We start from the raw sequence: 24,323 nt of genomic DNA on the forward strand, positions 1-24,323 counted from the left end.
ATCGTCCGTCCTCCGGGTGGCCGTGGAACGTGGCGGGAAACGTCCGTCCTGCGCCGCGTCCTACGCCGGGCGTGACATCTCGGCGATCGCCGTGGTGATCCGCTGGTGCAGGCGGTCGGGCAGCGGCGGCCCGTTGACCGAGTCGACGAGTTCCTCGGCGAGCTGGTGGAGTTTGGTGTTGGTGTGCTGGGAGACGTCGACCAGGACGTTCCAGGCGTCCTCGGGGCCGATGCCGAAGGAGGCCATCAGGACGCCGCGGGCCAGGTCGATGACCGGCCGGGTGAGCATCGCGCGCTTGAGCTGCACGACTTCGGTGCGCAGCTCCTCGGCCTCGTCGGACACGCCGTTCTCCTCCATCAGGTCGTGCGTCGCGGCGGAACGTTCGCGATGTCCGTGCCAGCCGTTGACCACCCCGTTGACGGGCGCACGCGCGTGGGTGAACAGCGACGACGTGTCGGTGAGGGCGAGCAGTCTCTCGACCCACGGACTGAGAGCCCGCACGCCGAGTGTCTTGCCGTCCGCCAGGGCGGTGCGGCGGGCGCGCAGCAGGACGTTGAGGCCGGAACAGTCGCAGAAACCGACTCCGGTCAGGTCGAGGTCCACGCCTGCGGGCGACCGGGCCAGTGCCCGGCGGAGGGCCTGATGCAGGGTCTGTTCCGTGTCGATGTCGATCTCTCCGGAGACCGTCACGACCGGCCGGGTTCCGGCCGGGTGCGTCACGATCTCCAGGAAGGCCGACGGGGCAACCGCGGCCAGGGCACGCGTCGTTGCGCAGGCAGTCCGGCCGCTGCTCATGGGTGGAGCGGAGAAGTCGTGTTCTGACATGGCAGTCGCTCCCGAAGCGTTCGCCTGTCCTCTGCCGCTACAAGTTTTGTCCGACGCGTGAAACACGTCAAGAGATGCAGGAAATCTATTTCGCGCCTTTGAATACGCGAATGCTACGCCCTAGGCTGGGGTTCATGGGTGAAGTATCCGAGACGCACACAGGATGGACGTTTCTCACCAGCCATGCCCGGGTGCTGGCCACGATCGCCGAGGATCACCGCATCCGCATCCGTGACATCGCCGCGCGCTGCAGGCTCACCGAGAGGGCCGTCCAGAAGATCATTTCGGATCTGGAGGAGGACGGCTACCTGACCCATACGCGGGAGGGCCGGACCAACGCGTATCGGATCCAGCCGGGGACCATCCTGCGGCATCCGGCCGAGGCGGGGATGACGGTCGAAGCGCTGCTGTCCGCCCTCGCGCGGCACGACGACCAGCGTGACGGGCAGCCGCAGCGGTCGCGGACCGTACGGCCGCGTGAGCGTGATTCCGAATCCGCCAGGTGACTGCGGGGACTTGATCGCGCGCCGCGTTTGAAGCGTGTGGCAAGGGGGACCCGGCCGGTGCTGGGTGGTCAAGGGGAGTGGGGCTGCGGAGCCTGCCCCGCCCGATACGGCGAGAAGCGATCCGCAGCCCCACGGGCCCGCCCGCTCCGGCGTCCCGCCCGCTCCGGCGTCCCGTCCGCTCCGGCGTGCCGCGCGGCCGAACCTCAGCTTCCCGACCGTCGCCATCACGCCTTTCGTCACGATTTGTCGGCCTTTTCTGGCTCCGTGTGATCGTGTGCGTGAACCTGTTTCGGGGGCCTCTGTGCGGGAAGGCGGCATAGGAGTGCTTCGGACAGGAGGCACGTCCGTGGGAGCCGGCCTACGCCGGATTGCGGGTGTGTTCCACCTGTCCAGCACGTGCTCGCTCCCATGGGGACCGTCCAGTCGAACCCCCGTGAGGGAGTTGTGAGCACCATGGACACCGTCACCAGGAAGCGCCATCCGCACGACGACGCTCCGCACACCGGGGCCGCCTTCGCCCGCCTCTCGCACCTGCCCGACGGACCCGAACGGGACGTGGTGCGCGACGAGATCGTCCGGGCGTGGCTGCCCATGGCGGAACGCATCGCCGGCCGCTACCGGGGAAAGGGCGAGGACTTCGAGGACCTGTGCCAGGTCGCCGCACTCGGCCTCGTCAAGGCCGTCGACGGCTACGACCCCGAGCGCGGCCACGCCTTTGAGAGTTACGCCGTGCCGACCGTCACCGGCGAGATCAAGCGCCACTTCCGCGACCACATGTGGGCCCTGCACGTCCCGCGCCGGGTCCAGGAACTCCGCAACAGGGTGCGCGTCGCCCTGCGGGACCTGTCCGCGACGGGCCCCGACCGGCGCCCGGGCATCGCGGAGATCGCCGAGTACACGCAGCTGAGCGAGGAGGACGTACGCGCAGGTCTGGAAGCGCTGGACAGCTTCGCCGCGCTCTCCCTGGACGCCGAGACGCCGGGGGAGGACCCCGGCATGACGCTCGCGGGCGTGCTCGGGGAGCGGGACACCGGGTTCGACCTGGTCGTCGACCGCGAGGGGGTCAAGCCCGCCCTGCGGACGCTGCCCGAGCGTGAGCGGACCATCCTCTACCTCCGCTTCTTCCGGGGCATGACGCAGAGCCGCATAGCGGAGCAGCTGGGTGTCTCCCAGATGCACGTCTCGCGGCTGATCAGCACCTCCTGCGCCCAGGTGCGCGAACGCGTGCTGGCCGACGTCGCGTAGGCGCTCCGCTGGAGTGCCGGGATGGGTTGTTGTTCGGCTGCGGCGCCGTCGTGGCTGGTCGCGCCCCGCGGCGGAGCCGCTGATGTCACAGCCCCGCGCCCCTGAAGGGCCGGCCGCCCTGTGGGACTTCTCCCGAGGGCGGCCGGTGGCGGGCTCACTGCCGAACCCTCCCGGGAGCGGTTGGACAGGTGTCCGCCTCTCTTCCGACTACCGGGCTGGGCCCGCCGCAAACAGCGACCGCGGATCACGGTGGGGGCGGAGTTCCGGGAATCTGGGTGGGCCCGTACCTGTCGAGGGCCTCTTCCAGCGGAACCCGGACGTCGGACGGGAGGTCCCCGTTGCGCCCCCAGATGAGGATCAGTTCCGCGATGTTGCGCAGCTTGATGTTGGTGAGCTGGGAGACCTCGCGCAGCACGGCCCACCCCTCGTCCGGCGTGACACGGCCGAGGGCGACCATCATGCCGATGGCCTGGTCCACCGTGGCGTGCGAGGTGACGGCCTCCTTCAACTGGCCCACCTCTTCCCGCAGTTCCACGATCTCTTCCATGGCCTCCGCGGGCACGGAGGGCTCTGTCGGGCCGTCATGTTGCCCACCGTGTCCCGAACGGGTGTCTGAAGTCATCGTTTTCTCCGAGGTCACGAATCCCGGTCCTGTGTCGTCGTCCTTCAGGTACATGGTTGCTACTCGGGCGGGCCGGTGCCAGAGCCCTTGTCGGGCGGGTCGTCGGCCCGTTGGGGCACCACGGTGTATGTCGGGTCCTCCGCCGAGGCGACTCCGGCCGCGAAGATGCCGAAGCGCGTGCACGCCGAGCCCGCGAGAAGGGCGAGACCTGCGACGACGGCCGCCGAGCGACTGCGGCGGCCGAGGAGCAGTGCGGTCGTGGCACCCGAGGCGGTGAGCACGCGGGCGGTCCGCAGCAGGGTTCCGGCCCGGCCCTGGTGGTAGGTCTCGGCGACCATGCCCAGGCGCCGCTCGGCCGCCCGGGTGGCCACCTCCTCGGCCCCGGCGGCCAGCACCGCGGCGCGGCGGGCGGGCCCCGACTCGGGTGACGGGCCGAGGACCAGGGCCATGCCGGAGGCGGCAGCCGTCGCGGACGCGGCGAACAGGTAGGGGAGTTCGCGGTGTGCGCCGTGCCAGGCCGGGACGGCGGTGTCCGCCGCCAGGACGGCCGTGTACGAGGCCACCGCCGGGCCCAGCAGGGCAGCCGCCGCGGTCGCCGCCGCGCCCGCCCGGGGCAGCCGCCCGGTGACGGCGCTGACGGCAGCCGCGCCGGCCGCCGGACCGTAGCCGGCGAGCAGCCACGAGCCCACGCTCATCGGCGAGGTCGGCTTGAGGACCCGCAGCATGTTCGGGAACCTGCTCGGTACCCCGAGGTCGTGCACGAGCGCGGCGGCGGACAGCGAGACCGCGACGAGCGAGGACACCTTCATCGCCGTGGCGGTGGTCGTACGTCCCGTGAGCTGGGCCCCGGCCGCGAGCACGGACCCCGCACCGGCCAGCCCGCCGAGGAAGAAGTACCCGGCGATGTCCCGGGCGGCCCAGGACGGTGCCTTGATGACCGGGCGGCCGTAGTACGACTCGAACTCGGCGCGGGGGACCATGAGTTGCTCCCCGCGACGACCGCGACGCCCACCGCGCCCATGGGAACGGCGCCGCTCGTTCCGCTCGGTTCCCGTCATCGTGGTCCCTTCCTTCCCCGGAGGGCGGGCAGTGCGAAGGAGAGGGCGAAGCCGCCGACCAGCGAGAGGGCGGCGGCACCGGCGTGTTTCCACATGGTGGGGAGGTCGCGGGTGGTGACGACCGGGTTCGGCGGCAGACCGTAGACCTCGGGTTCGTCGAGGAGCAGGAAGAACGCGCCGTCGCCGCCGACCCCGTCGTCGGGCTCGTGGCCGTAGAGCCGGGCGCCCTCCACGCCCGCCTCGTGCAACTGGTCCACGCGCAACGCGGCGCGTTCGCGCAGTTCGTCCAGCGGGCCGAACTGGATGGACTCCGTGGGGCAGGCCTTGGCGCAGGCGGGTTCCTGCCCGGCGCCGAGCCGGTCGTAGCACATCGTGCACTTGAACGCCCGGCCGTCGTCGGGGCGTTGCTCGATGACGCCGTACGGGCAGGCGGGCACGCAGTAGCCGCAGCCGTTGCAGATGTCCTCCTGGACGACGACCGTGCCGAACTCGGTGCGGAAGAGGGAGCCGGTGGGGCAGACGTCCAGGCAGGCCGCGTGGGTGCAGTGCTTGCACACGTCCGACGACATCAGCCAGCGCAGTTCCCCGGGCTCGGCAGCCTCGGCGGGCGTCTCGGACTCGGCCTCCACCAGGTGGAGTTGGGTCCGCCCGTCCGGCTCCGGGACGTGCGGTTTCTGCTGTTCGATGAAGGCGACATGGCGCCAGGTGGAGGCACCGAGCCCCTGCGTGTTGTCGTAGCTCATGCCCGTGAGGGAGAGGCCGTCCTCCGGGATGGCGTTCCACTCCTTGCACGCCACCTCGCAGGCCTTGCAGCCGATGCAGACGGAGGTGTCGGTGAAGAAGCCGACGCGGGGCGGGGGTTCGGGGTGCCCGGCGTCGCGCGCGGGGTCGGGTTCCGTACCGCTCAGAAGGTGACGCTCCGTCATTTCCGGCTCTCCGTCCCCGTGTTGGCGGTGATGCCCGCGCGCCCGCGGTACTCGGCGACCAGCTTCGGCAGGTCGGGGCCGCGCGGCCGGCGCCCCGGGCGGATGTCGGCCGTCAGCGCCTTGTCCTCCTGGATGTGGGCGTTGGGATCGAGGGCGATGGCGACGAGTTCGTTGGCCGCGTCGCCGGTGGCCACGCCGTTGGGACCCCAGTGGAACGGCAGCCCGATCTGGTGGACCGTCCGGCCGTGCACGGTCAACGGGGTGATCCGCGCGGTGACCATGACGCGGGCCTCGATCGCGTTGCGGGCCGTGACGATCGTGGCCCAGCCCATGTGCTCCAGGCCGCGTTCGGCGGCCAGTTGAGGGGAGACCTCGCAGAAGAACTCCGGCTGGAGCTCGGAGAGATAGGGCGACCAGCGGCTCATGCCGCCCGCCGTGAAGTGCTCGGTGAGGCGGTGTGTGGTGACGACGTAGGGGAAGACCTCGGCGCCCTTCTCGTCGCCGCTCGGGTGGTAGCGGTTGCCCTCGCGGGGCAGCAACTGGCGTACGGGAGAACGTGGTGTGGAGGGGTGGAGGGCGTTGGGGAAGGGCGAGTCCTGCGGTTCGTAGTGCGTCGGGAGCGGGCCGTCCTCCAGTCCCGCGGGCGCGTACAGCCAGCCCTTGCCGTCGGCCTGCATGATGAACGGGTCGTCGCCGCGCAGCGCGTCGGGCCCGGTCGCGTCCTCGTCCGGTACGAAGCCGGGGGCGCGGTCGGGCACGAAGTCCGGGACGTCGTAGCCGGTCCACTTCCCCTCGGCCTCGTCCCACCACACGTAGGCCTTGCGCTCGCTCCACGGTGTGCCGTCCGGGGCGGCCGACGCCCGGTTGTAGAGGATGCGCCGGTTGGCGGGCCAGGCCCAGGCCCACTCGGCGGCCACCCAGTCCTGTTCGCTGCCGGGCTTGCGGCGAGCGGCCTGGTTGACGCCGTCCGCGTACACCCCGCAGTAGATCCAGCAGCCGCACCGCGTCGAGCCGTCGTCCTTGAGCTCGGTGTACGCCGAGAGGGGTGCCCCGTCCGGGCCGTGGCCGTTGATCTCGGCGAGCACGGCGGCGGCGACCGGCTCGCGCAGCGGGCCGTCCACCGGGTAGTCCCAGGTCAGGTCCTGTACGGGCCGGTCCATCGGGTCGGTCGAGGCGGCCAGCCGCTCCTTGATGCGGCGGCCCAGGTGGTACATGAACCACAGGTCGCTGCGGGCGTCGCCCTCGGGTTCGACGGCCGCGTGGTGCCACTGGAGCCAGCGGTTGGTGTTGGTGAAGGAGCCGTTCTTCTCGGTGTGGGAGGCGGCCGGGAAGAAGAACACCTCGGTGCCGATGTCCTCGGTGCGCAGCTCGCCGGTCTCGATCTCCGGGCCGTCCTGCCACCAGGTCGCCGACTCGATGAGGGAGAAGTCGCGGACGACGAGCCACTCCAGGTTGGCCATGCCGAGCCGCTGGAGCCGGGTGTTGGCGGAGCCGACGGCGGGGTTCTCGCCCATCAGGAAGTAGCCCTTGCACACGCCGTCCAGCTGGGCCATGACCGTGTCGTACGTGGAGTGGGAGCCGGTCAGGCGCGGCAGGTGGTCGAAGCAGAAGTCGTTGGCGGCGGTGGCCGCGTCGCCGTAGTACGCCTTGAGGAGGCTCACGAAGTAGGCCCGCATGGTGCCCCAGAAGCCCTTGTCGGTGCGGCTGGCCTCGATGAAGGCGTCCAGGTCCTCGTGTGCGTGGGCGTGCGGCATGGGGAGGTAGCCGGGCAGCAGGTTGAAGAGGGTGGGGATGTCGCTGGAGCCCTGGATGGAGGCGTGGCCGCGCAGGGCCTGGATGCCGCCGCCGGGGCGGCCGATGTTGCCGAGCAGCAGCTGGAGCACGCTCGCGGCGCGGATGTACTGGGCGCCGACCGAGTGCTGGGTCCAGCCGACGGCGTACGCGAACGCGCTCGTCCGCTCGCGGCCCGAGTTGGCGGTCAGGGCCTCGCACACCTGGAGGAACGTCGCGCGCGGTATCCCGCAGACGTCCTCCACCAACTCCGGGGTGTAACGGGCGTAGTGGCGCTTGAGGATCTGGTAGACGCAGCGCGGGTGCCGCAACGTCTCGTCGCGGGGGGCCCGGTGTCCGGTGCGCGCTCCGCCCGAGCCATGTGCCTCGGGCCCGGCGGAGCTGTGGACGCGCTCCTCGTACTGCTCGTCGACCTCGCCGGTGGGCTGCTGCACATCGACGCCCTCGTACTGCCAGCTGGAGGGGTCGTAGTGGTGCTTGTCCTCGTCCAGGCCGGAGAAGACGCCGTCGAGGTCCTCGGTGTCGCGGAAGTCCTCGCTCACTAGGGTGGCGGCGTTGGTGTAGGCGAGGACGTACTCGCGGAAGTCCTTCTCCTCGGTCAGGACGTGGTTGATGATCCCGCCGAGGAACGCGATGTCGCTGCCGGCCCGGATCGGGACGTGCAGGTCGGCCAGCGCGCTGGTGCGGGTGAAGCGCGGGTCGACGTGGATGATCCGGGCGCCGCGCGCCTTCGCCTCCATCACCCACTGGAAGCCGACGGGATGCGCCTCGGCGAAGTTCGAGCCCTGGATGACGATGCAGTCGGCGTGCTGGAGGTCCTGCATGAAGGTCGTGGCACCGCCCCGCCCGAAGGAGGTGCCGAGCCCGGCGACCGTGGAGCTGTGGCAGACCCGGGCCTGGTTCTCCACCTGGACCACGCCGAGGCCGGTCAGCAGCTTCTTGATGAGGTAGTTCTCCTCGTTGTCGAGCGTCGCGCCGCCGAGGCTGGCGATGCCGAGGGTGCGCGCGGTGCGCAGCCCGTCCGACTCCCACTCCCAGGTCCGGCGCCGGGTCTCGACCACCCGGTCGGCCACCATGTCCATGGCGGTCTCCAGGTCGAGGGACTCCCAGTCGGTGGCGTACGGCCGCCGGTACAGCACCTCGTGGCGGCGGGCCGGGCCGGTGGTGAGCTGGAGCGTGGCGGAGCCCTTGGGGCAGAGGCGGCCACGGCTGACGGGCGAGTCCGGGTCGCCCTCGATCTGGACGACCTTGTCGTCCTTGACGTAGAGCTGCTGGCCGCAGCCCACCGCGCAGTAGGGGCACACGGAACCGACCACCCGGTCGGCGGTGTCCGTGCGCGGCCTGAGCTGCTCGGTGCGCGCCGACATGGCGGCCCGGCCCCGGCCCAGCGGGTCTGATCCGGTCAGTTGGCGGAAGGCGGGCCAGTCACTGATCCAGGTGCGTACCCCCATGGTCGTCTCCTCCCGGCAGCTGGGGTCTACGGCGTCGCGTGGTGGTCGTCACTTCCAGATTCGCCCACTGGGGCGGGTACGGCGCGCGGAGCGTCAGCCGGACGGTTCGTCGGGCACCGGGTGCTCCGGCCGGGGGCTGCCGGACTGCGGAGAGCCGCGCCGGCCCGTTCCGGCCTCGTCCGTGTCGGGGATCTCTTCGTCGGGGGCTTCCGGGCCCTCGCCCTCAGCCGGCTCCGGCGCGTCGCCGTCGGGCTCCCAGGGGTCCCCGTCGGCACCCGCCTGCTGGTCGGGCATGTCCCTCGGCACGGGCTGGGTCTCCCGCGCTTCGCCGTCCCCATGACTCCCCGGACGGTGGTCGCTCACGGCGCTCTCCCTCTCTCGGCCGGACTCTGGCCCGAGCCCGGGTACCCCGGACGAGGCATCGCTACGCAAGGGTGTCGGGTCCTTTCGTCCTTGAACCGCGCGCGGGTCAGGCCTCGACGACCCGTACGGTCTTCAGCCGCTGGTCGGCCGCGTCCGGCAGGAACATGCCGGCCTCGACCCCGGTGACCAGGTAGGTCAGTACGGGCTCGGTGAGGCGTTCGCCGGGCAGGGCCACGGGGATGCCGGGCGGGTAGGGGGTGATCATCTCGGCGGCGATCCTGCCGACGGCTTCCGCCGCGGGGACCTTCGCGTGCCGGGCGAAGTAGGCGTCCCGGGGCGGACGGGCCTGGTCCATCCGCAGTCCGGCGGGTGACGGGACGGCGACCCGGGGTGCGTCCCGCAGTTCGGCGGCGTGGCCGGCCAGGTCGCGCAGGGCCGTCAGGAGGCGGCCGGTGGTCTGCTCGTCGTCGGCGTGGGTGAGCTGTGCGCTGATACGGCGGTGGTCGAACAGGTGGGCGTCGATGTGGTGGTGGGTCCGCAGCCAGTCGGCGGCGCGGTAGCCGGTGGTGCCCAGTTCGCCGATGTCCATGACGAGCGGGAGCGGGTCGAAGCCGTGGGCGAGACCGGGGCCGCGGAAGTCCTTCGCGTCGTTGACGTGGAAGCCGTCGATCGCTTCGACGGCCGTGCGGGTGCGGGCCGCCAACTCCAGTGCCCGGCCGAGGAGTTGACGACCGTGCTGGACCATCTGCCGGCGCCAGGCGTCGATGCCGGCGTAGATCAGGACGTTCGGACTGGTCGTGCCGAGGAGGTCGGCCCGCGAGGCCAGTTCGGCGGGGTCGACGAGGTCGCCCTGGAGGTGGAACACCGAGCCCTGTTCCAGGCCGCTGCCCATCTTGTGGATGCTGGTCACACAGATGTCGGCGCCGGCGTCCATGGCCCATGACGGCAGGTCGTCGTGGAAGGGGAGGTGCGCTCCCCATGCCTCGTCCACGACGAGGGGCTTGCCGAGCCGGTGGCAGACGTCGGCGATGCCTGTGAGGTCGGCGGCGGCTCCGTACGGGGTGGGGCTGGTGACCAGGGCACCGTCCGCGTCCGGATGCTCCGCGAACGCCTTGGCGTAGGCCGCCGCCGAGGGGGGATGGGCGAGGTGGCGGGAGGTGTCCCACTGGGGTTCCACCCACACGGGCTCGACACCGGAGAGGATGAGCCCGGCCACCACCGACTTGTGGGCGTCACGTCCGACGAGGAGCCGGTGGCCGGGGCAGGTGACCGCCAGCATGGCGGCCTTCACCGACAGGGAGCTGCCGCAGGTCGAGAAGAACGTGTGGTCCGCGTGCACCGCGTCGGCCATGAGGTTCTCGGCCCGCTCCAGCACGCGGCCCCGGGTGAGCCGGTCGTCCAGGCCGCCGTTGGCCAGGACGTCACCGTAGAAGACGGCGTCACCCAGGACCGCGCGGGCACGGGGGTCCGCGCCGCGTGCCCGTTTGTGGCCCGGGGGAGTGAATCCCAGTTCGTCCGCGTCCGCGTAGCGGGCGAGCGCTTCGAGAATCGGGGCCTCGGCCTGGTTCGCAGCCATGGCGGCCGGGTTCCCCACGGTGGGGCAACCATGCGGGCCGGCGGTGTCGGCACCGCCTCCACGCCGTTCAGATGTCGCGCTTCTCCAACGGCCGGACGGCGGGCCCCTGGAGGATCTGTCCGTCCGGGGCGAAGCGGGAACCGTGACACGGGCACTCCCATGCCTGTTCAGCGCGGTTGAAGGCCACGATGCAGCCCAGGTGGGTGCAGCGGGCCGAGACCGCGTGGAGCTGGCCGGTCTCGTCGCGGTGAACGGCGCACTGCCGGCCGCCCGTCCGTACCACGGCACCCTCGCCGCGAGGGATGTCCTCCGGTGCGGGGCCCGTCAGCGGGGGCAGCCGGTCACCGACGAAGTGCCGGGCCACGCGCGCCTGGTGCTTCAGGAAGGACCCGCCCTCGCGGATCACGGAGGCCAGGCGGCGCGGATCGTAGAGGCCGCTCCACTCGCACGCGCGTCCGCCGACGAGGTCCCCGATCAGGCCGCCCGCCATGATGCCGCCGCTCAGTCCCCAGCCGCCGAACCCGGTGGCCACATAGGTGTGGCGGCTGCCGACATGGAGCGGACCGACGAGGGGCACGGAGTCGGTGGAGTCGTTGTCCTGGGTGGCCCAGCGGCGCGTGAGCGTGAGACCCGGGAAGCGGTCCTGGGCCCAGGCGGACAGTCGCGCGAAGCGTTCCTCGACGTCGGCGGCACCGGGGGTGAAGTGCTCCCCGGTGACGATCAGCAGGCGCTTGCCGTCGCCGTACGGTGCGCTGCGCACCGACCGGGTGGCCTGCTCGGGCGTGATGTACATGCCGCGCGGGGCGATCGCCTCGTCGACGGTGCCGGCCACCACCAGTTCTCGCCTGGGGGAGAGCCTGGTGAAGAGCAGGGCGCGGTCGAACACGGGGTAGTGCGTGGCGATCACGACCTCGCCGGCGCGGACCGACACCCCGGCGTCGGTCGTCAGCACGCAGGGTTCGCCCTCGTTGAGACCCACGACCCGCGTGTCCTCGTACACGGCACCGCCGCGCCGTCGCAGGTCGTCCGCGAGCGCCAGCAGGTACTTCCGGGGATGGAACTGGGCCTGCCCCGTCACCCGGACCGCGCCGGCCACCGGAAAGGGCAGATCGGTCTCCGTGACGAAGTCGGCCGGCAGCCCCGCCTCGCGCGCCGCCTCCGCCTCCGCCCGCAGTTCCGCCACGCCCTGGAGGTCCTCGGCGTAGGTGAGGGCCGCCGCCTCCTCCCACTCGCAGTCGATGCCCAGCTCCTCGACGATCTCGGCGGCGTGGCGGATCGCGGCGGACTGCGAGCGCGCGTACAGCCGGGCGCCCTCGGGGCCGCGGGTGCGGCGGAGACGGTCGTAGACCAGCGTGTGCAGGGCGGTCAGTTTGGCCGTCGTGCGGCCGGTGACCCCGGCGGCGAGCCGTCCGGCCTCCAGTACGGCCACCTCGCGTCCCTGCCAGGCCAGTTCCCAGGCCGCGCTCAGCCCCGCGATGCCGCCGCCGACCACCGCGACGTCGACGGAGAGGTCATGGGACGGCGGGGGAGCGGGCTCGCCGGGTGGTGCGGTCTCCAGCCAGTACGATCCCTTGATTTCTGCCGTGGCGTTCATGACGGCCGGGTGCCCCTGTGACGACGGGATACGCGAAGCTACGTCAGGAGCCTCAGCACCGCTTCCTCCACGGCACCCTGCGTGGCCGGTTCGCCGAAGCGGACGCCCGCGCCCAGGTCGTCGAGGGCCGGGGCGATGGTCCGGCCCTCCTCGAAGAGTTCGACGACCCGGGGATTGATGTACGAGGCGCGGCAGACCGCCGGCGTGTTTCCCAGGTAGCCGGCCACCTCACGGACGGCGTGCGTCACCGCGCGTCCGCGGGCGGTGCGGGATGCCGCGGCGACGGGTTCCGCCACGGCGAGGGCGACGGCCGCGAGGACGGTGGCGTGCCAGGTGCGGAAGTCCTTGGCCGTGAGGTCGGTGTCCGTGCGCTCGCGCAGATAGGCGTTGAGATCGTCCGCGCGCACGTCGTGCCAGGCGCCGGACTGCCAGTAGGCGAAGAGGCGTTCGCCGGTGTCACGGCGGCGCAGCAGCGCGCGCAGGGCCCGGCACACGGACTCCTCGGCCAGCGCCTGCGACACGTCCTTCGCGCCCTTGGCCGGATAGGCGAACCGCACCTCGCCGCGGCGGCACGAGGCGTGCTCGCGGAGCAGCGTGGTGAGACCGTGCGTCTCGTTGTCGCGGCGGTACGACTCGTTGCCGATCCGGAAGAACCCCAGGTCGAGCAGGCGTGCCGCGCAGGCCGGCACACGGTCCCGGCACAGTCCCCGGGCCTTGAGGTCCTCGGCCGTGTGCTTCCGCAACAGGGGCAGGGCGGGGGCCACTTCGAGGACGTGGTCGTGCTTGGCCGCCTCCTGCCGCTCCCGGAACCGCGGGTGGTAGAGGTACTGGCGACGTCCCGCGGCGTCGGTGCCGGTCGCCTGGATGTGTCCGTTGGGCTCAGGGCAGATCCACACGTCCGTCCACGCGGGCGGTACGGCCAGGTCGCGCAGGCGTTGCCGCTCGGCCCCGTCGGTGATGGGGCGGCCGCCGGGACCGACGTAGCGGAACCCTCGCCCGCAGCGGATCCGGGTGATGCCCGGCCGGTGGATGTCGCTGTCGCGCAACCGGACCCGTCGCCCCGAACCACCGTGCGGCGGCGGGGAGTTCACGGCCAGGACCTGGTGCGGCCCTCGGCACCGGCCGGACGGCGCAGCATGCGGAAAGCCAGCAGGAGGGTGGTCGGCCACAGCGCGGCGAGGCACCACAGGACGACGGAGTTGGAGCTGAGGATGCCCACGACGAGGAGGAGCAGCGACGCACACGTCAGAGCGGCCACCGACAGGGGCAGCCACGGCCGGGCCACCGGGTGGCGCATCCGCCGGGCCAGACGCCGGTCCTCGCTGAGATCCGCTTCGATCCGCCACAGGGCGAGGCGTTCGTGCGACGTCAGCGCGACATCGTCGGGGTTGTTTCGGCTTTCCACGGTGAGTACCTCATTCTCCCGGGCTGTGGCACGGGACCGCTCCGCTCCGGGCCGGCGCGGGAGTCCTCGGTGCTGATGACGGGACGAGTGCCCCGCGAAAGCCGACCGATGCCTTCCGCGGGCCGGTGGGCGGTGACGTCGGGCACGGTCTGCAACGCGTCCCCGGGGACGGACTCGTTCCAGGTGCGCGAGGCGACGCGGCGACCGTCCTCGTAGGCGTCCAGCGTGGCGTTGACGTGGAACTCCTCGGTGTCGCAGGTCAGTGTGGTCCATGTCGCCGCGCCGGCCGGTGAGGTGAAGTCGTCGGCGATCGACGATGTCCAGCGCCGCCTCGTAGCTGTAACTGTCCTGCTGGTCGACGTCCGAGAGGCGTTGCCCCTCGTCAGGCACGATGTCGATCCGGACGCCGGGTATCTCCTTCTCGATACGGGTCACTTCCCCGGCGGACGTCACAGGCCCCCAACCACAAGGCAGCCGTCGGCAGTTGTGGTGGCGGGCGCGGCGGGCGTTCGTCGGTCGCCCGATCCCTGAGGTGAGCACTCGACCCGCCGGAGAACTCGCACCCCGAACGCCCCACGACAGCTCACGTGAGAGCTTCTGGATCACGGGTACTCGCCGCGCATGGACGTCATGCCGAGGAATGTCACATCGCGAGAGCCGACCCTGCCGTCCGCTCGTGGCCGGATCTCGGCGGCGGTCATCGAATATCTGCGGAATGCGGGACCCCTTCCGGACGACGGGGCGATGTCTGCCGCCGCCCCGCTCGGAGACGATCTCCAGCTCGCCCTGTACATCTGCTACGAGCTGCACTACCGGGGGTTCGCCGATGTCCACGCCGACCGCGAATGGGACCCCGACCTGCTCAAGGTCCGGGCGGCACTGGAACAGCCGTTTCTCGACACCCTCCGGGACGCGGCGACCGTGCACCGGCACGCCGACGAGGCACTGGACGCACTGCTCGTCGAACCCGTCGACGGTTGCGGCGTCAGCCACTTCCTCCGGGACGAGGGAGAACTGTGGCAGGTGCGTGAGTACGCCGCTCAGCGCTCGCTCTACCACCTCAGGGAAGCCGACCCGCACGCGTGGGTGCTGCCCCGCTTGTGGGGACGGGCGAAGGCGGGCATGGCGGCCGTGGAGTTCGACGAGTTCGGCGGAGGCCGCGCGGATCGCGTGCACGCCCGCCTGTTCGCCGAGCTGATGACCGACCTGGACCTGGACACCGCGTACGGGCACTATCTCGACGCGACCGGTGCCGAGGCTCTCGCCACCGTGAACCTGATGTCCCTCCTCGGCCTGCACCGCGCCCTGCGAGGCGCCCTGGTGGGACACTTCGCCGCCGTCGAGATCACCTCGTCGCCGGGTTCACGGCGCCTCGCCCAGGCCATGCGGCGCACCGGCGCGGGACCGGCCGCCGAGCACTTCTACGACGAGCACGTCGAGGCCGACGCCGTGCACGAACAGGTCGTCCGCCGGGACGTCGTAGCGGGTCTGCTCGAAGCGGAACCGCACCTCGACGGCGATGTCGCCTTCGGCGCGGACGCCACCACCCATCTCGAAGACCGACTCGCCGAACGCCTTCTCGGTGCGTGGCGGGCGGGGGAGTCGTCGCTGCGCGTACCTGCCCGGCCGGCGTTCCGACCACGAACAGGTTCTCCGGTACCCGCGAGAACCGGAGACGAGGCCCGATGACCACGGTCACTCTGCCCGGTGTCTACACCCCGCAGGACGACACCGACCTGCTCGTCCGGCTCCTGCGCGACGAACGCCTTCCCCCGCGGGCCGATGTCCTCGACGTCGGCACGGGAACGGGTGCCGTCGCTCTGGCGGCGGCCCGGCTCGGCGCCCGCGTCACGGCGATCGACATCTCCTGGCGAGCGGCTCTCAACGCCAAGGTCAACGCGGTGCTGGCCCGGCTCCCGATCCGGGTCAGACGCGGCGACCTGCTGGCTCCCGTGTCGGGCCGCTCCTTCGACCTCATCCTGTCCAACCCGCCGTACGTGCCGGCCCCCACCGGCGCGTGCCCCCGGCGGGGCGTGGCCCGGGCCTGGGACGCGGGGCACGACGGCCGTCTCGTACTGGACCGGATCTGCCAGGACGCGCCCGGACTCCTGAGGGCCGGCGGGGCGCTGCTCGTGGTCCAGTCCGCGCTGAGCTCCCCGGAGGAATCGCTGCGGCGGTTGCGGGCGGCGGGTCTGCGCGCCGGCATCGTGGAACGCCGCGGTGTCGCCTTCGGTCCCGTCCTGCGTTCCCGCAGCGGCTGGCTGCACGACCGCGGCCTGATCGAGGACGACGCCGAGAAGGAAGAGCTGGTGGTCATCCGTGGCGTACGACCTCGATGACGTGACGTACGACCCCGGTGAACGGCGCTGCCGCATCGTGGCCCGGCGCGCGGGGCCGCTCCTGGTGGAAGGGCCGGTCGACGTCACGCTGGAGGACGGCACCACCGTGTCGTCCGACCGGTTCTGCGTCGCCCTGTGCACCTGCCGGCGCAGCCGCACCTACCCGTGGTGCGACACCAGTCACCGCAGGTCCGAACCGCCGAGGCGGCCCGGCGGAGCCGCCTCCGACTCCTGACCCCTTGGACGGTGTCGCGGGGAACTTCGGCCGTGCGGGAGGTCATGAGGGGGTACCCGCCCCGGTGAAGATCGTATGCGCGTAGGTGACCTGCGAGGAGATGAGCGCCATGGTGAAGATCGGGTACACGATGATGACCGAGCAGACCGGTCCACGGGAGCTGGTGGACCATGTGGCCGGCGCCGAGCGGGCCGGCTTCGACTTCTCCGTCACGTCCGACCACTACTTCCCGTGGCTGGAGTCCCAGGGTCACTCCCCCTACGCGTGGAGCGTGCTCGGCGCCGCCGCACAGGCCACGGACCGCATCCCCCTGATGACGTACGTGACCTGCCCGACGACCCGCTATCACCCGGCGGTCGTCGCCCAGAAGGCCGCGACCGTGCAACTCCTCTCCGAGGGACGCTTCCGCCTCGGTCTCGGCTCGGGGGAGAACCTCAACGAGCATGTGGTGGGCGGCGGTTGGCCCGCCGCGCACGTCCGTCTTGCGAAGCTGGAGGAGGCCGTGGAGATCATCCGCGCACTCCTCGCCGGGGAGAACGTCAACCACCACGGCGCCCACTTCGACGTGGAGAACGCCAAGTTGTGGGACCTGCCCGACACCCCCCTCCCGATCGGCATCGCCGTCTCCGGCGACAGCTCGTGCGAACTCGCGGGCCGCCTCGCCGACTTGCTCATCGCCACCGAACCCAGGCCGGAGTTGACCTCCGCGTTCGACCGGTACGGCGGCGCGGGCAAGCCCAAGGTCGGCCAACTGCCCATCTGTTACGACCCCGACCGCGACGCGGCGATCGCCCGCGCCCACGACCAGTTCCGCTGGTTCGGCGGCGGCTGGCCGGTCAACTCCGAACTGCCCGGACCCGCCGCGTTCGAGGGCGCCACCCAGTTCGTACGGCCCGAGGACGTCGCCGAGTCGATTCCCTGCGGCGACGACGTGGAGGCGGTCGTCGAGGCCGTACGCCCTTACGCCGAGGCCGGGTTCACCGAGGTCGCGCTCGTCCAGATCGGCGGCGACCACCAGGAGCCGTACCTGGAATGGGCCGAGCAGAAGCTGCTGCCCGCCCTGCGTGAACTGTGAGCGGGAGGACACCGGGATGAGCACGAGACGCGCCGCGATCTTCGACGTCGACGGAACCCTCGTCGACACCAACCACCTCCACGTCGTCACCTGGTGGGAGGCGTTCAGGCAGAGCGGTCACCGCGTCCCCATGCGGGAGATCCACCGCGCCGTGGGCCTCGGCAGCGACGACCTGATCGAACACCTCCTCGGCAAGGACCGCGACCCCGAGGACGACGAACAGCTCGTCGCCGCCCACCACGCCCTCTACGCCACCTACTTCGACCGGCTGCCGGCCCTGGACGCGGCGGGCGACCTGCTGCGCGCCCTGGCCGGCCGTGGCTGGACGATCGTCCTGGCGACCTCGGCGAGCGGCCCGGAACTGGCCGCGCTGCGCCGCGCGATCGACGCGGACGACGTCATCCTCGGCGCGGCCAGCGCCGACGACGTCGCCGACGGCAAACCCGCCCCCGACCCCGTCCAACAGGCCAGGGAACTCGCGGACGTCCCGAGCGGACGGGCCGTGTTCGTCGGCGACACGGTCTGGGACATGAAGGCCGCCGTACGGGACGGAGTGCTCCCGGTGGCGGTGCTGTCCGGCGGGATCCCCCGCGCGGACCTGGAGACGGCCGGCGCCCACGCGGTGTACCGGGACCCCGCCGAGCTCCGCGGACGCCTCGACTCCAGCGTCTTCGCCGACGGGGAGTGACCGACAGTCGGTTCTCACCCGGGTTCGTCCGCGAAGAAGCCGGCCTGGGAGGTGGCACAAGGGCTTCCGGTGCCTGTCCGCCCATGTGGTGGCCGGAGCACCGCACGGCGGAGGCGCGGTCCAGGAGCCCGGCCGCGGAAGGCACGGCTCCGGGAGGCCCGTGGCCCGAGGCAGCTGATCCGGGGGCGGGGGCCGGCCTTCGTGTCGTACGGCCCTCCCGCTCCCCTCTGCCGGGCGTCAGCCGGGCCAGGTTCCGGTCAGGCGGCGGGTGGTGGCGGCGCCGGCGCGGTCGACGGTTGCCTTGACCGCGGCGAAGATCGCGCCCTGCAGCGCGGCGGCGAGCAGCACCTCACCCCAGGAGCGTTCCTCGTCGGTGGCGTCCGGGGCGTCCTCGTCGTTGCCGAGCACTTTCCACGCCTGCTTGAACGCGGCTCCGGCGGCCATGCCGCTGACGGCGCCGAGGGCCAGGCCGACCGGCTTGTAGGCGATCTTCGATGCCTTCACCCCGGTTCACCCCCTCCGGCGGTAGGACAGCCACACCACTACGGCGACACCGGCCGCGGCCAGCAGTGCGGTGCGGTTGTCCCGCGCCAGCCGCGCTCCCTGAGCCGTCTTCTGCCGCACCGGCTCCGGTGCTTTCTCCTGCCATACGCGACCGGCCTGGGCCGCGGTGGCGCGGGCCTGCCCGGAAGCCCGGGCCGCTTTGTCCCTGACCGGGCCGGGCAGCCTGTCCTGCGCCTGGTGGGCCAGGCCGGTGCCCTTCGCCTTCAGTTCCCGGGCCTTGACGGTGGCCTGGCCCTTGATCTCGTCGGCCTTGCCGACGGCCTGCTCCTTGAGCTCGCCGGCCTTGAGGGAGGCCTGCTCCTTGAGCTCGCCGGCTTTCGCGGCGGCCTGTTCCTTCGCCTGGGCGACCTCTTCCTTGGCGCGCGCCTTGACGTCGGCCTTGGCCGCCAGCGCCTCGACCGTCTGACCGAGTTCGGTCCGGACCTGTTCGACCTGCTCCCGCAGTTCTTCGGAGCCGGCGGGGGTGGATTCGTTGGGAGACGGCTTGGTCATCGCTGGGCACTCTCCTTGATCTCGGCCACGTCGGCCTTCACACTGTCGATCGTCTGCTCGGGCACGGGCGGCGCGGCCCGGCCGACCTGCTTCTTCCCGCCCAGGGCCAGCACCCCGGCGATCACACCCAGCACCGCCGCGACGATCAGCGCCGCCGCCCACACCGGCAGGGGCACCGCCAGCGCGGCGATCGCGGTGGCGACCAGCGCCTGGAGCGTCAGGAAGCCGACGACGCCCGCGCCGCCGAACAGCCCGCCGCCTTTGCCGTAGCGCCGGCCCTTCTCCTTCAACTCGGCCTGCGCCAGCCGCAGTTCGCCCCGCACCAGCTCGGTCAACTGCTGCGAGGCCCGCTGCACCAGCTCACTCATCGGCTCCTGGCCTGAGCGGTCCGTACTGCGGCCGGAGTCCGCGACGTGCTGCTCTGTGTTCGACACGGTGGTCATCTCCCCTCCCTGGGGGTTGCCTGCGGGCCGGGCCGCGTCATGCTCCCGACTTGTCCGACTCACGCGCGAGTACCCAGAACGCGCGAGTTCAGGGCAGGGAACGGCCTGGTGGTTCGGGCGCTACGGCTCGGCGTCCTCGTCCGCGGCCGAGACCTCTTGGCGCCCGCCTGCCCGCGTCATTCCTCGTTCAGCCTGCGTACGTCCGCCTCGTCCCACGTGTGCGTGGAGCGGGGCTGCGTGTACGGCTCGGCCTCCGGCGGCAGGCCACCCGCGACGGCCCGCTGGCGTACCGTCTCGGCGTCGATCTCCAGGCCCAGCAGGAGCGCCAGGTTGGTGATCCACAGCCAGACGAGGAAGACGATGACGCCGGCCATGGCGCCGTAAGTCCTGTTGTAGGAGGCGAAGTTGGCGACGTAGAAGGCGAATCCGGCGGAGGCGGCCAGCCAGATCACCAGGGCGGTGAAGCTGCCGGGCGTGATCCACCGGAAGCCCTTCACCTTCGCGTTGGGACTGGCCCAGTACAGGATCGCGATCATCACCGTGACGAGGACGACCAGCACGGGCCATTTGGCGACCGACCACACCGCCAGCGCGGCGTCGCCGACCCCGAGGGCAGTGCCGGCCTGCCGGGCCAGGCCTCCGGTGAAGACCACGATCAGCGCGCTGATCACCGCGAGGACCATCAGTACGACCGTCAGGGCGACGCGGACGGGGAGGATCTTCCACACCGGGCGGCCTTCGGGCATGTCGTAGACGGCGTTCGCCGCGCGGATGAAGGCGGCCACGTAGCCGGAGGCCGACCACACCGCCAGCGCGATGCCGACGACCGCCATGACCGAGCCGACGCCGGCATCGCGCTGCAACTGCTGTACCGCCTGGGTGATGATGTCCCTCGCGGAGCCCGGAGCGAGCTGCTGGAGGTTGTCGAGGAGCGTGCCGGTGACCGACTTCCCCGCGATGCCCACCAGGGACACCAGGACCAGCAGCGCCGGGAACAGCGACAGCACCCCGTAGTACGTCAGCGCCGCCGCGCGGTCGCTCAACTCGTCGTCCCGGAACTCCCGCAGGGTGCCTCTGACCACGGCACCCCAGGCCCGCCGGGGCAGTTTCGAAGGCCGGTCCGGTGCCTCACGCTCCACATCCGGGCTCGGGCCGACTTCCTGCGGCCCCGGGACCTCGCGTTCCCGTGATCTGTCGTCGTCGTGACGTGCTTTCCGTCCCGGAAGATGCGGTCTCGCCATGCTGTCCGGGTAACCCGCGGGGCCCGGCCTACGCCATCGGGGCCGTCCCGCCGTATACCGGGCCGGGCCGGCGTTCGAGACATGGCGGAGGGAGGGGCGTACCCCCTCTGCTCCGCATGCGGAAGGCAGCCGGGCGGTCCGACCGGCCGCACGTGAACGGATGTCCGGCGGAGACAGAGCAGGAAAGGAACCGCTGCCGACAGCGACACCCGTGGTCCCCGAGCAGTCAGCGGCGGGTGATCCGAGGGAAGACGGCGTCTTCGAGGACCAGGCCGACGGCCACCGCGACGGGGATCGCGAGCAGCGCGCCGATGATGCCTTCGAGGGTGCCGCCGGCCAGCACGGCGAGGACGGTGACCAGGGGGTGGACCTGAATGGCGAACTTCATGGCGTGGGGCAGGATCAGATAGTCCTCGGCGAGCCGGAAGACGACGTAGAACACGGCGGTCGCGATCGCCACCGGCAGCGAGACGACCAGGGCCACCAGCGACACGACGATGCCGCCGATGGTGGAGCCGACCACGGGGATCAGGTCCATCAGGGCGACGAACACCCCCAGTGCCGCCGGATAGGGGACGCCCCAGATCACCAGCCAGATGAACGTGGCCAGCCCCGCGATGACCGACGTGGCGACGTTGGCCAGCATGTAGCGCCCGGTGCGCAGCAGGATCTCGTCGACCAGGGCCGCCGTGTGGTCGCGTCGGCTGCCGGGCACGAAGCGCAGGCAGAAACGCTTGAGAGCGGGCAGCCCGGCCAGGAAGTAGATGGTCAGGATGATGACCAGGAACAGGCCGGTCACGGTGGTGACCAGCAGGTGACCGGCGCCCATCACGCCGTCGGCCAGGCTGCTGGTGTCGGTGCCCAGCCGCTCCTTGGCCTTCTCGATGATCTGGTAGCGGTCCTCCATCCGGCCCAGGAAGGAGTGGTGGTCGTGCAACTGCTGGAGCCAGGCGGGCACTTGGTGGACCACGGCGCTGATCTCGTGGGTGGCGGGCACGATGAACAGCGCGGAGAGGCCGCCCAGGACGAGGAACAGCCCCACGATCACCGTGGCCACCGCCCAGGCGCGGCCCAGCCCCCGTTCGGTGAGCCGGCTCACGAGCGGGTCCGCGCTGATCGCGATCACCAGGGAGAGCAGCACCAGCATCAGGACGCTCTCCATGTGCTGGACGGACCGCACCGTCCAGTACGCCGTCAGCGCCCCCAGGCCCACCCGGAACCCGATGGAGAACCACGACCGTGACGGCCGGCGCTCAGGCCCGGGACGGCGCGTGCTGTTTTCGGGCACGGGCACGGCGGAAGCCGCATGGCTCCGGCCGCCGTCCGGGCCGGTCTCCTCCGCGCTCACCGGCACACTCCTGGCTGTCTGGGTCCGCCACACCCTCGGCAGTGATCGGCTGGGACGGAATGCGGGTGCGGAGGCATCCCTGGCCGAAGTGCCCGCACGGGCGTCCGTCGGTCCCGAGCACCGGGTACCCCGGTGTGCCGAGGGAAACGACGGCGCACGGACGAGCCGGGGCGCGGAGGGGAGTGGTTTGCGGGCGCCGCGGCGGGCAACTCGACCACCAGGACATCGCGCCCATGAGCCTCTGTCCCGTTCCGAGGGGCAGAGCGCCGCGGCACAGAAGGAAGATGAACGACCGTGACCACTCAACTCCCGCGCACCACGCCGAAGTCGTCGATCCGCGTCGCCGAGACGGGCTGGTCGAAGGCCCGTCGCCGCCGGGGGAAGGGCGTGCGCACCTGCGTCGCCGCCGTCGCGGACGAGAGCGCGCCGGCAGTGGCGCAGTCCGACACCGAGGCGAACATCATCCGGAGCGTGGACTGACCGTCCGGTCGACCGCCCGGACGTCTTCATGCCCTCTCCCTGGGTACCCGACGCGATCTCCCGACCCCCGATGAAGGAGGAGCGACATGAGCACGAGCACTGTGAAGGAAGCCGTGGACGTCGGTGTGCCGGTCCACACGGCCTACAACCAGTGGACCCAGTTCGAGCACTTTCCCCACTTCATGGAAGGCGTGGAGGAAGTGCGCCAGCTCTACGACCGGCACAACCACTGGATCACCAGCATCGGCGGCGTGCGGCGCGAGTTCGACACCGAGATCGTCGACCAGGCGCCGGACCAGCGGATCACCTGGCGCTCCGTGGACGGCGACACGCGGCAGCGGGGCTCGGTACGTTTCGAGCCCCTGGACGACGCGCACACCCGGGTGGAACTCACCATGGAGGTCGAGCCGGCCGGCGTCGCCGAGAAGAGCGCGGACGCGCTCGGCTTGATCGACCGGCGGGTCAAGGGGGACCTGCGGCGGTTCAAGGACTACATCGAGGACCGCGGCGGCGAGACGGGCGGCTGGCGCGGACGTATCCGGCCCGGGGACCCCGGCACGTCCCTCTGACGCCGACCAAGGAGATGTACTCGTGAGCGTGGACATGTGGGGCTACCAACCCGCGGTGGGTTACACCGCAGGCACCAGTCTGATCGGCTACAAGGTCGAGGCGACCGACGGCGGTATCGGCAAGGTCGACAAGCACTCCGACGACGTCGGAGCCTCTCACCTCGTGGTCGACACCGGGGCGTGGATCTTCGGCAAGCACGTCCTGATCCCCGCCGGCCTCGTCATCGGCGTCGACACGGCGGAGGAGAGGATCTACGTCGACCGGACGAAGGAGGAGATCAAGAACGCCCCCGAGTTCGACAAGGACAAGCACACCGGTGACGCGGGCTACTACGAGCAGCTCGGCAGCTATTACGGAAGCCACCGTGCGTGAGATCTGAGCCGGGGTGTGCGAGCCGGGGTGTGCGAGGGGTGGCCTCTCCCGGCTCAGCCGGGGCGTGTCACGCTTCCGCAGGCCCTCGGCCGCTGATCGCCCGGAGGACTGGGATCGCGGACTGGGATCGCGGGGCGGGTTCAGGCGCGGGCGGCTTCGCGCACGGCCTGGGGGGCCTTTTTGTCGAGGGCGACGCGGACCAGGGCCGCCGCCAGGACGGCGGGCTCCGCGCCGTCCGTCAGGCGGAGCAGAGCCGCGGGTGTGGTGGGCAGGTCCAGGGCGCGGGCGCCCTGGAGGGCTTTGCCGTCGAGATACGGCGCCGTCGCCGGCCAGACCGCCTGTGCCTCGCGAAGGAAGATGTCGGCGCCGGCCGGTCCCAGTCCGGGAAACTCCTGGAGCAGGCGCCGTATCGTCGCCGTGTCGCCGTCGGCCTGATCCCGCAACCGTCGCAGGTCGCCTCCGTAGCGCTCGGTGGCCAGCGTCGCGCCGTCACCGAGCTGGGTGGCGGTGCGCTCGTCGTAGCGCCGGTAGCCGCCGCGGCCGAGCGCGTCGACCCGCTGCTGCCAGGTGGCCTCGGCCATCCGGCGCGGATCACGCATCCCGGCGGCCGCCAGCTCCTTGGCCGCGGCGACCGCGATGTCGGCGCGGATACGCGCACTGAGCAGGCAGGCGAGCACGAGCAGCCGGTACAACGGCTGAGGCGTGTCCTTGAGCGGGATGCCCGCCTCGTCGGCGTAGGTGCGGCCGTGGGCGTCCAACAGCGCCCGCATCACGTCGCGTCGGGTGGTCGTGGCCATCCGTCTCACCTCCGAGGACTGCGTACGGTATTCCGCGTACCCGGATGGATCCGGGTGAAGGGGAGTGGACGCGACCGCGCTTCGCCGGGGACGAGGACAGCGTCGTACCGATCCGCATGTTCTACCTTTGATCTTGGCCAGTGCTCCGCCGTTTACGGCGGGGGTGAAGGCCGTCTCGGAGCTGCTCTGACCCGCATCGTTCGTACGGGTCCGCGGTGTTGTCCTCAGCCCACGGGGCGTTGCTGGTTCTCGATGTACTGCTTGACGACGGTCAGCGGTGCCCCGCCGCAGGATCCGGCGAAGTAGGAGCCGGACCA

General features: G+C 71.5%; 28 protein-coding genes. 11 read left to right on the plus strand and 17 right to left on the minus strand.

The annotated features are described in order from the left end of the window. Positions 1-60: 60 nt before the first annotated feature. The gene (locus tag AC31A1_RS04105) at positions 61-825 is read right to left on the minus strand and encodes an anti-sigma factor antagonist (RefSeq protein WP_489651868.1); all 765 of its coding nucleotides are present in this window, start codon (positions 823-825) and stop codon (positions 61-63) included. Between the two features lie 134 nt (positions 826-959). Between AC31A1_RS04105 and AC31A1_RS04110 the strand changes: the two genes are divergently transcribed. Both AC31A1_RS04110 and AC31A1_RS04115 read left to right on the plus strand, forming a co-directional pair. After that, entirely contained in the window at positions 960-1,331 is a 372-nt protein-coding gene (locus AC31A1_RS04110; RefSeq protein ID WP_489651869.1) for a helix-turn-helix transcriptional regulator, read from the plus strand. Between the two features lie 453 nt (positions 1,332-1,784). After that, the gene (locus AC31A1_RS04115) at positions 1,785-2,576 is read left to right on the plus strand and encodes a SigB/SigF/SigG family RNA polymerase sigma factor (RefSeq protein ID WP_489651870.1); all 792 of its coding nucleotides are present in this window, start codon (positions 1,785-1,787) and stop codon (positions 2,574-2,576) included. 244 nt (positions 2,577-2,820) lie between these two features. Here AC31A1_RS04115 and AC31A1_RS04120 read toward each other — a convergent pair whose 3' ends face one another. From AC31A1_RS04120 to AC31A1_RS04160, 9 genes are all read right to left on the minus strand, one after another. Beyond that, positions 2,821-3,123, minus strand: a complete 303-nt coding sequence (locus AC31A1_RS04120) for an ANTAR domain-containing protein (RefSeq protein WP_489651871.1) — start codon at positions 3,121-3,123, stop codon at positions 2,821-2,823. A gap of 134 nt (positions 3,124-3,257) precedes the next feature. Next, entirely contained in the window at positions 3,258-4,178 is a 921-nt protein-coding gene (nrfD, locus tag AC31A1_RS04125; RefSeq protein WP_489651872.1) for an NrfD/PsrC family molybdoenzyme membrane anchor subunit, read from the minus strand. Between the two features lie 74 nt (positions 4,179-4,252). Further along, positions 4,253-5,182, minus strand: a complete 930-nt coding sequence (locus AC31A1_RS04130; protein WP_489651873.1) for a 4Fe-4S dicluster domain-containing protein — start codon at positions 5,180-5,182, stop codon at positions 4,253-4,255. Then, positions 5,179-8,424 (minus strand): formate dehydrogenase, encoded by a 3,246-nt coding sequence (gene fdh, locus AC31A1_RS04135; protein WP_489651874.1) that lies wholly within the window; start codon positions 8,422-8,424, stop codon positions 5,179-5,181. Before fdh ends, AC31A1_RS04130 begins: the two co-directional genes overlap by 4 nt. 93 nt (positions 8,425-8,517) lie before the next feature. Further along, positions 8,518-8,787, minus strand: coding sequence for a hypothetical protein (locus AC31A1_RS04140; RefSeq protein ID WP_489651875.1), 270 nt, complete (start codon positions 8,785-8,787; stop codon positions 8,518-8,520). Between the two features lie 106 nt (positions 8,788-8,893). Then, positions 8,894-10,363 (minus strand): aminotransferase class I/II-fold pyridoxal phosphate-dependent enzyme, encoded by a 1,470-nt coding sequence (locus tag AC31A1_RS04145; RefSeq protein ID WP_489651876.1) that lies wholly within the window; start codon positions 10,361-10,363, stop codon positions 8,894-8,896. Between the two features lie 67 nt (positions 10,364-10,430). After that, complete coding sequence (locus tag AC31A1_RS04150; protein ID WP_489651877.1) at positions 10,431-11,957, minus strand: FAD-dependent oxidoreductase; 1,527 nt, start codon at positions 11,955-11,957, stop codon at positions 10,431-10,433. Positions 11,958-11,995: 38 nt separating this feature from the next. Then, positions 11,996-13,054: a DNA topoisomerase IB gene (locus AC31A1_RS04155; protein WP_489651892.1), complete on the minus strand. Its 1,059-nt coding sequence runs from the start codon at positions 13,052-13,054 to the stop codon at positions 11,996-11,998. Next, a complete protein-coding gene (locus tag AC31A1_RS04160; RefSeq protein ID WP_489651893.1) occupies positions 13,045-13,362 on the minus strand; it encodes a DUF3040 domain-containing protein in 318 nt (105 codons plus the stop codon). The genes AC31A1_RS04155 and AC31A1_RS04160 overlap by 10 nt, the downstream gene beginning before the upstream one ends. A 225-nt stretch (positions 13,363-13,587) precedes the next feature. On the opposite strand from AC31A1_RS04160, the gene AC31A1_RS04165 reads away from it, so the two are divergent. From AC31A1_RS04165 to AC31A1_RS04190, 6 genes are all read left to right on the plus strand, one after another. Further along, complete coding sequence (locus AC31A1_RS04165; protein WP_489651897.1) at positions 13,588-13,893, plus strand: hypothetical protein; 306 nt, start codon at positions 13,588-13,590, stop codon at positions 13,891-13,893. 99 nt (positions 13,894-13,992) lie between these two features. Continuing rightward, a complete protein-coding gene (locus AC31A1_RS04170; protein WP_489651878.1) occupies positions 13,993-15,051 on the plus strand; it encodes an iron-containing redox enzyme family protein in 1,059 nt (352 codons plus the stop codon). Continuing rightward, the gene (locus AC31A1_RS04175; RefSeq protein WP_489651879.1) at positions 15,048-15,701 is read left to right on the plus strand and encodes a HemK2/MTQ2 family protein methyltransferase; all 654 of its coding nucleotides are present in this window, start codon (positions 15,048-15,050) and stop codon (positions 15,699-15,701) included. Before AC31A1_RS04170 ends, AC31A1_RS04175 begins: the two co-directional genes overlap by 4 nt. Next, entirely contained in the window at positions 15,682-15,936 is a 255-nt protein-coding gene (locus AC31A1_RS04180) for a CDGSH iron-sulfur domain-containing protein (protein WP_489651880.1), read from the plus strand. Before AC31A1_RS04175 ends, AC31A1_RS04180 begins: the two co-directional genes overlap by 20 nt. A gap of 109 nt (positions 15,937-16,045) precedes the next feature. After that, a complete protein-coding gene (locus AC31A1_RS04185; RefSeq protein ID WP_489651881.1) occupies positions 16,046-17,011 on the plus strand; it encodes an LLM class F420-dependent oxidoreductase in 966 nt (321 codons plus the stop codon). A gap of 16 nt (positions 17,012-17,027) precedes the next feature. Further along, positions 17,028-17,699 carry an HAD family hydrolase gene (locus AC31A1_RS04190; protein ID WP_489651882.1) on the plus strand — a complete coding sequence of 224 codons (672 nt, stop codon included), beginning with the start codon at positions 17,028-17,030 and terminating at the stop codon, positions 17,697-17,699. 237 nt (positions 17,700-17,936) lie between these two features. Here AC31A1_RS04190 and AC31A1_RS04195 read toward each other — a convergent pair whose 3' ends face one another. The 5 genes from AC31A1_RS04195 to AC31A1_RS04215 all read right to left on the minus strand — a co-directional run bounded on the left by AC31A1_RS04195 (position 17,937) and on the right by AC31A1_RS04215 (position 21,787). Then, positions 17,937-18,203, minus strand: coding sequence for a DUF4235 domain-containing protein (locus AC31A1_RS04195; protein ID WP_489651883.1), 267 nt, complete (start codon positions 18,201-18,203; stop codon positions 17,937-17,939). Positions 18,204-18,209: 6 nt separating this feature from the next. Beyond that, positions 18,210-18,755: a DUF3618 domain-containing protein gene (locus tag AC31A1_RS04200; RefSeq protein ID WP_489651884.1), complete on the minus strand. Its 546-nt coding sequence runs from the start codon at positions 18,753-18,755 to the stop codon at positions 18,210-18,212. Next, entirely contained in the window at positions 18,752-19,123 is a 372-nt protein-coding gene (locus AC31A1_RS04205; RefSeq protein ID WP_489651894.1) for a phage holin family protein, read from the minus strand. Before AC31A1_RS04205 ends, AC31A1_RS04200 begins: the two co-directional genes overlap by 4 nt. A 251-nt stretch (positions 19,124-19,374) precedes the next feature. Continuing rightward, the gene (locus AC31A1_RS04210) at positions 19,375-20,439 is read right to left on the minus strand and encodes a YihY/virulence factor BrkB family protein (protein WP_489651885.1); all 1,065 of its coding nucleotides are present in this window, start codon (positions 20,437-20,439) and stop codon (positions 19,375-19,377) included. A gap of 226 nt (positions 20,440-20,665) precedes the next feature. Beyond that, a complete protein-coding gene (locus AC31A1_RS04215) occupies positions 20,666-21,787 on the minus strand; it encodes an AI-2E family transporter (RefSeq protein WP_489651886.1) in 1,122 nt (373 codons plus the stop codon). A 294-nt stretch (positions 21,788-22,081) separates the two neighbouring features. Between AC31A1_RS04215 and AC31A1_RS04220 the strand changes: the two genes are divergently transcribed. The 3 genes from AC31A1_RS04220 (at position 22,082) to AC31A1_RS04230 (ending at position 23,209) form a co-directional block, all read left to right on the plus strand. Continuing rightward, positions 22,082-22,267 carry a hypothetical protein gene (locus AC31A1_RS04220; RefSeq protein WP_489651887.1) on the plus strand — a complete coding sequence of 62 codons (186 nt, stop codon included), beginning with the start codon at positions 22,082-22,084 and terminating at the stop codon, positions 22,265-22,267. A gap of 86 nt (positions 22,268-22,353) precedes the next feature. Then, a complete protein-coding gene (locus tag AC31A1_RS04225; protein ID WP_489651888.1) occupies positions 22,354-22,836 on the plus strand; it encodes an SRPBCC family protein in 483 nt (160 codons plus the stop codon). 22 nt (positions 22,837-22,858) lie between these two features. Further along, entirely contained in the window at positions 22,859-23,209 is a 351-nt protein-coding gene (locus AC31A1_RS04230; RefSeq protein WP_489651889.1) for a PRC-barrel domain-containing protein, read from the plus strand. Between the two features lie 140 nt (positions 23,210-23,349). On the opposite strand, the gene AC31A1_RS04235 is transcribed toward AC31A1_RS04230, so the two are convergent. Continuing rightward, positions 23,350-24,006, minus strand: coding sequence for an endonuclease (locus AC31A1_RS04235; RefSeq protein WP_489651890.1), 657 nt, complete (start codon positions 24,004-24,006; stop codon positions 23,350-23,352). Between the two features lie 224 nt (positions 24,007-24,230). Beyond that, positions 24,231-24,323: transposase (locus tag AC31A1_RS04240; RefSeq protein ID WP_489651895.1), on the minus strand; the 93-nt coding region annotated here is incomplete at its 5' end.

This window comes from Streptomyces sp. P5F9 (genome assembly GCF_057961495.1).

What these genes read in the sequence shown, in the direction of transcription:
- AC31A1_RS04105 (WP_489651868.1), bottom strand. Translation starts at nt 825, where the DNA reads ATGTCAGAACACGACTTCTCCGCTCCACCCATGAGCAGCGGCCGGACT.
- AC31A1_RS04110 (WP_489651869.1), top strand. Translation starts at nt 960, where the DNA reads ATGGGTGAAGTATCCGAGACGCACACAGGATGGACGTTTCTCACCAGC.
- AC31A1_RS04115 (WP_489651870.1), top strand. Translation starts at nt 1,785, where the DNA reads ATGGACACCGTCACCAGGAAGCGCCATCCGCACGACGACGCTCCGCAC.
- AC31A1_RS04120 (WP_489651871.1), bottom strand. Translation starts at nt 3,123, where the DNA reads ATGGAAGAGATCGTGGAACTGCGGGAAGAGGTGGGCCAGTTGAAGGAG.
- nrfD (WP_489651872.1), bottom strand. Translation starts at nt 4,178, where the DNA reads ATGGTCCCCCGCGCCGAGTTCGAGTCGTACTACGGCCGCCCGGTCATC.
- AC31A1_RS04130 (WP_489651873.1), bottom strand. Translation starts at nt 5,182, where the DNA reads ATGACGGAGCGTCACCTTCTGAGCGGTACGGAACCCGACCCCGCGCGC.
- fdh (WP_489651874.1), bottom strand. Translation starts at nt 8,424, where the DNA reads ATGGGGGTACGCACCTGGATCAGTGACTGGCCCGCCTTCCGCCAACTG.
- AC31A1_RS04145 (WP_489651876.1), bottom strand. Translation starts at nt 10,363, where the DNA reads ATGGCTGCGAACCAGGCCGAGGCCCCGATTCTCGAAGCGCTCGCCCGC.
- AC31A1_RS04150 (WP_489651877.1), bottom strand. Translation starts at nt 11,957, where the DNA reads ATGAACGCCACGGCAGAAATCAAGGGATCGTACTGGCTGGAGACCGCA.
- AC31A1_RS04170 (WP_489651878.1), top strand. Translation starts at nt 13,993, where the DNA reads ATGCCGAGGAATGTCACATCGCGAGAGCCGACCCTGCCGTCCGCTCGT.
- AC31A1_RS04175 (WP_489651879.1), top strand. Translation starts at nt 15,048, where the DNA reads ATGACCACGGTCACTCTGCCCGGTGTCTACACCCCGCAGGACGACACC.
- AC31A1_RS04185 (WP_489651881.1), top strand. Translation starts at nt 16,046, where the DNA reads ATGGTGAAGATCGGGTACACGATGATGACCGAGCAGACCGGTCCACGG.
- AC31A1_RS04190 (WP_489651882.1), top strand. Translation starts at nt 17,028, where the DNA reads ATGAGCACGAGACGCGCCGCGATCTTCGACGTCGACGGAACCCTCGTC.
- AC31A1_RS04200 (WP_489651884.1), bottom strand. Translation starts at nt 18,755, where the DNA reads ATGACCAAGCCGTCTCCCAACGAATCCACCCCCGCCGGCTCCGAAGAA.
- AC31A1_RS04205 (WP_489651894.1), bottom strand. Translation starts at nt 19,123, where the DNA reads ATGAGTGAGCTGGTGCAGCGGGCCTCGCAGCAGTTGACCGAGCTGGTG.
- AC31A1_RS04210 (WP_489651885.1), bottom strand. Translation starts at nt 20,439, where the DNA reads ATGGCGAGACCGCATCTTCCGGGACGGAAAGCACGTCACGACGACGAC.
- AC31A1_RS04225 (WP_489651888.1), top strand. Translation starts at nt 22,354, where the DNA reads ATGAGCACGAGCACTGTGAAGGAAGCCGTGGACGTCGGTGTGCCGGTC.
- AC31A1_RS04235 (WP_489651890.1), bottom strand. Translation starts at nt 24,006, where the DNA reads ATGGCCACGACCACCCGACGCGACGTGATGCGGGCGCTGTTGGACGCC.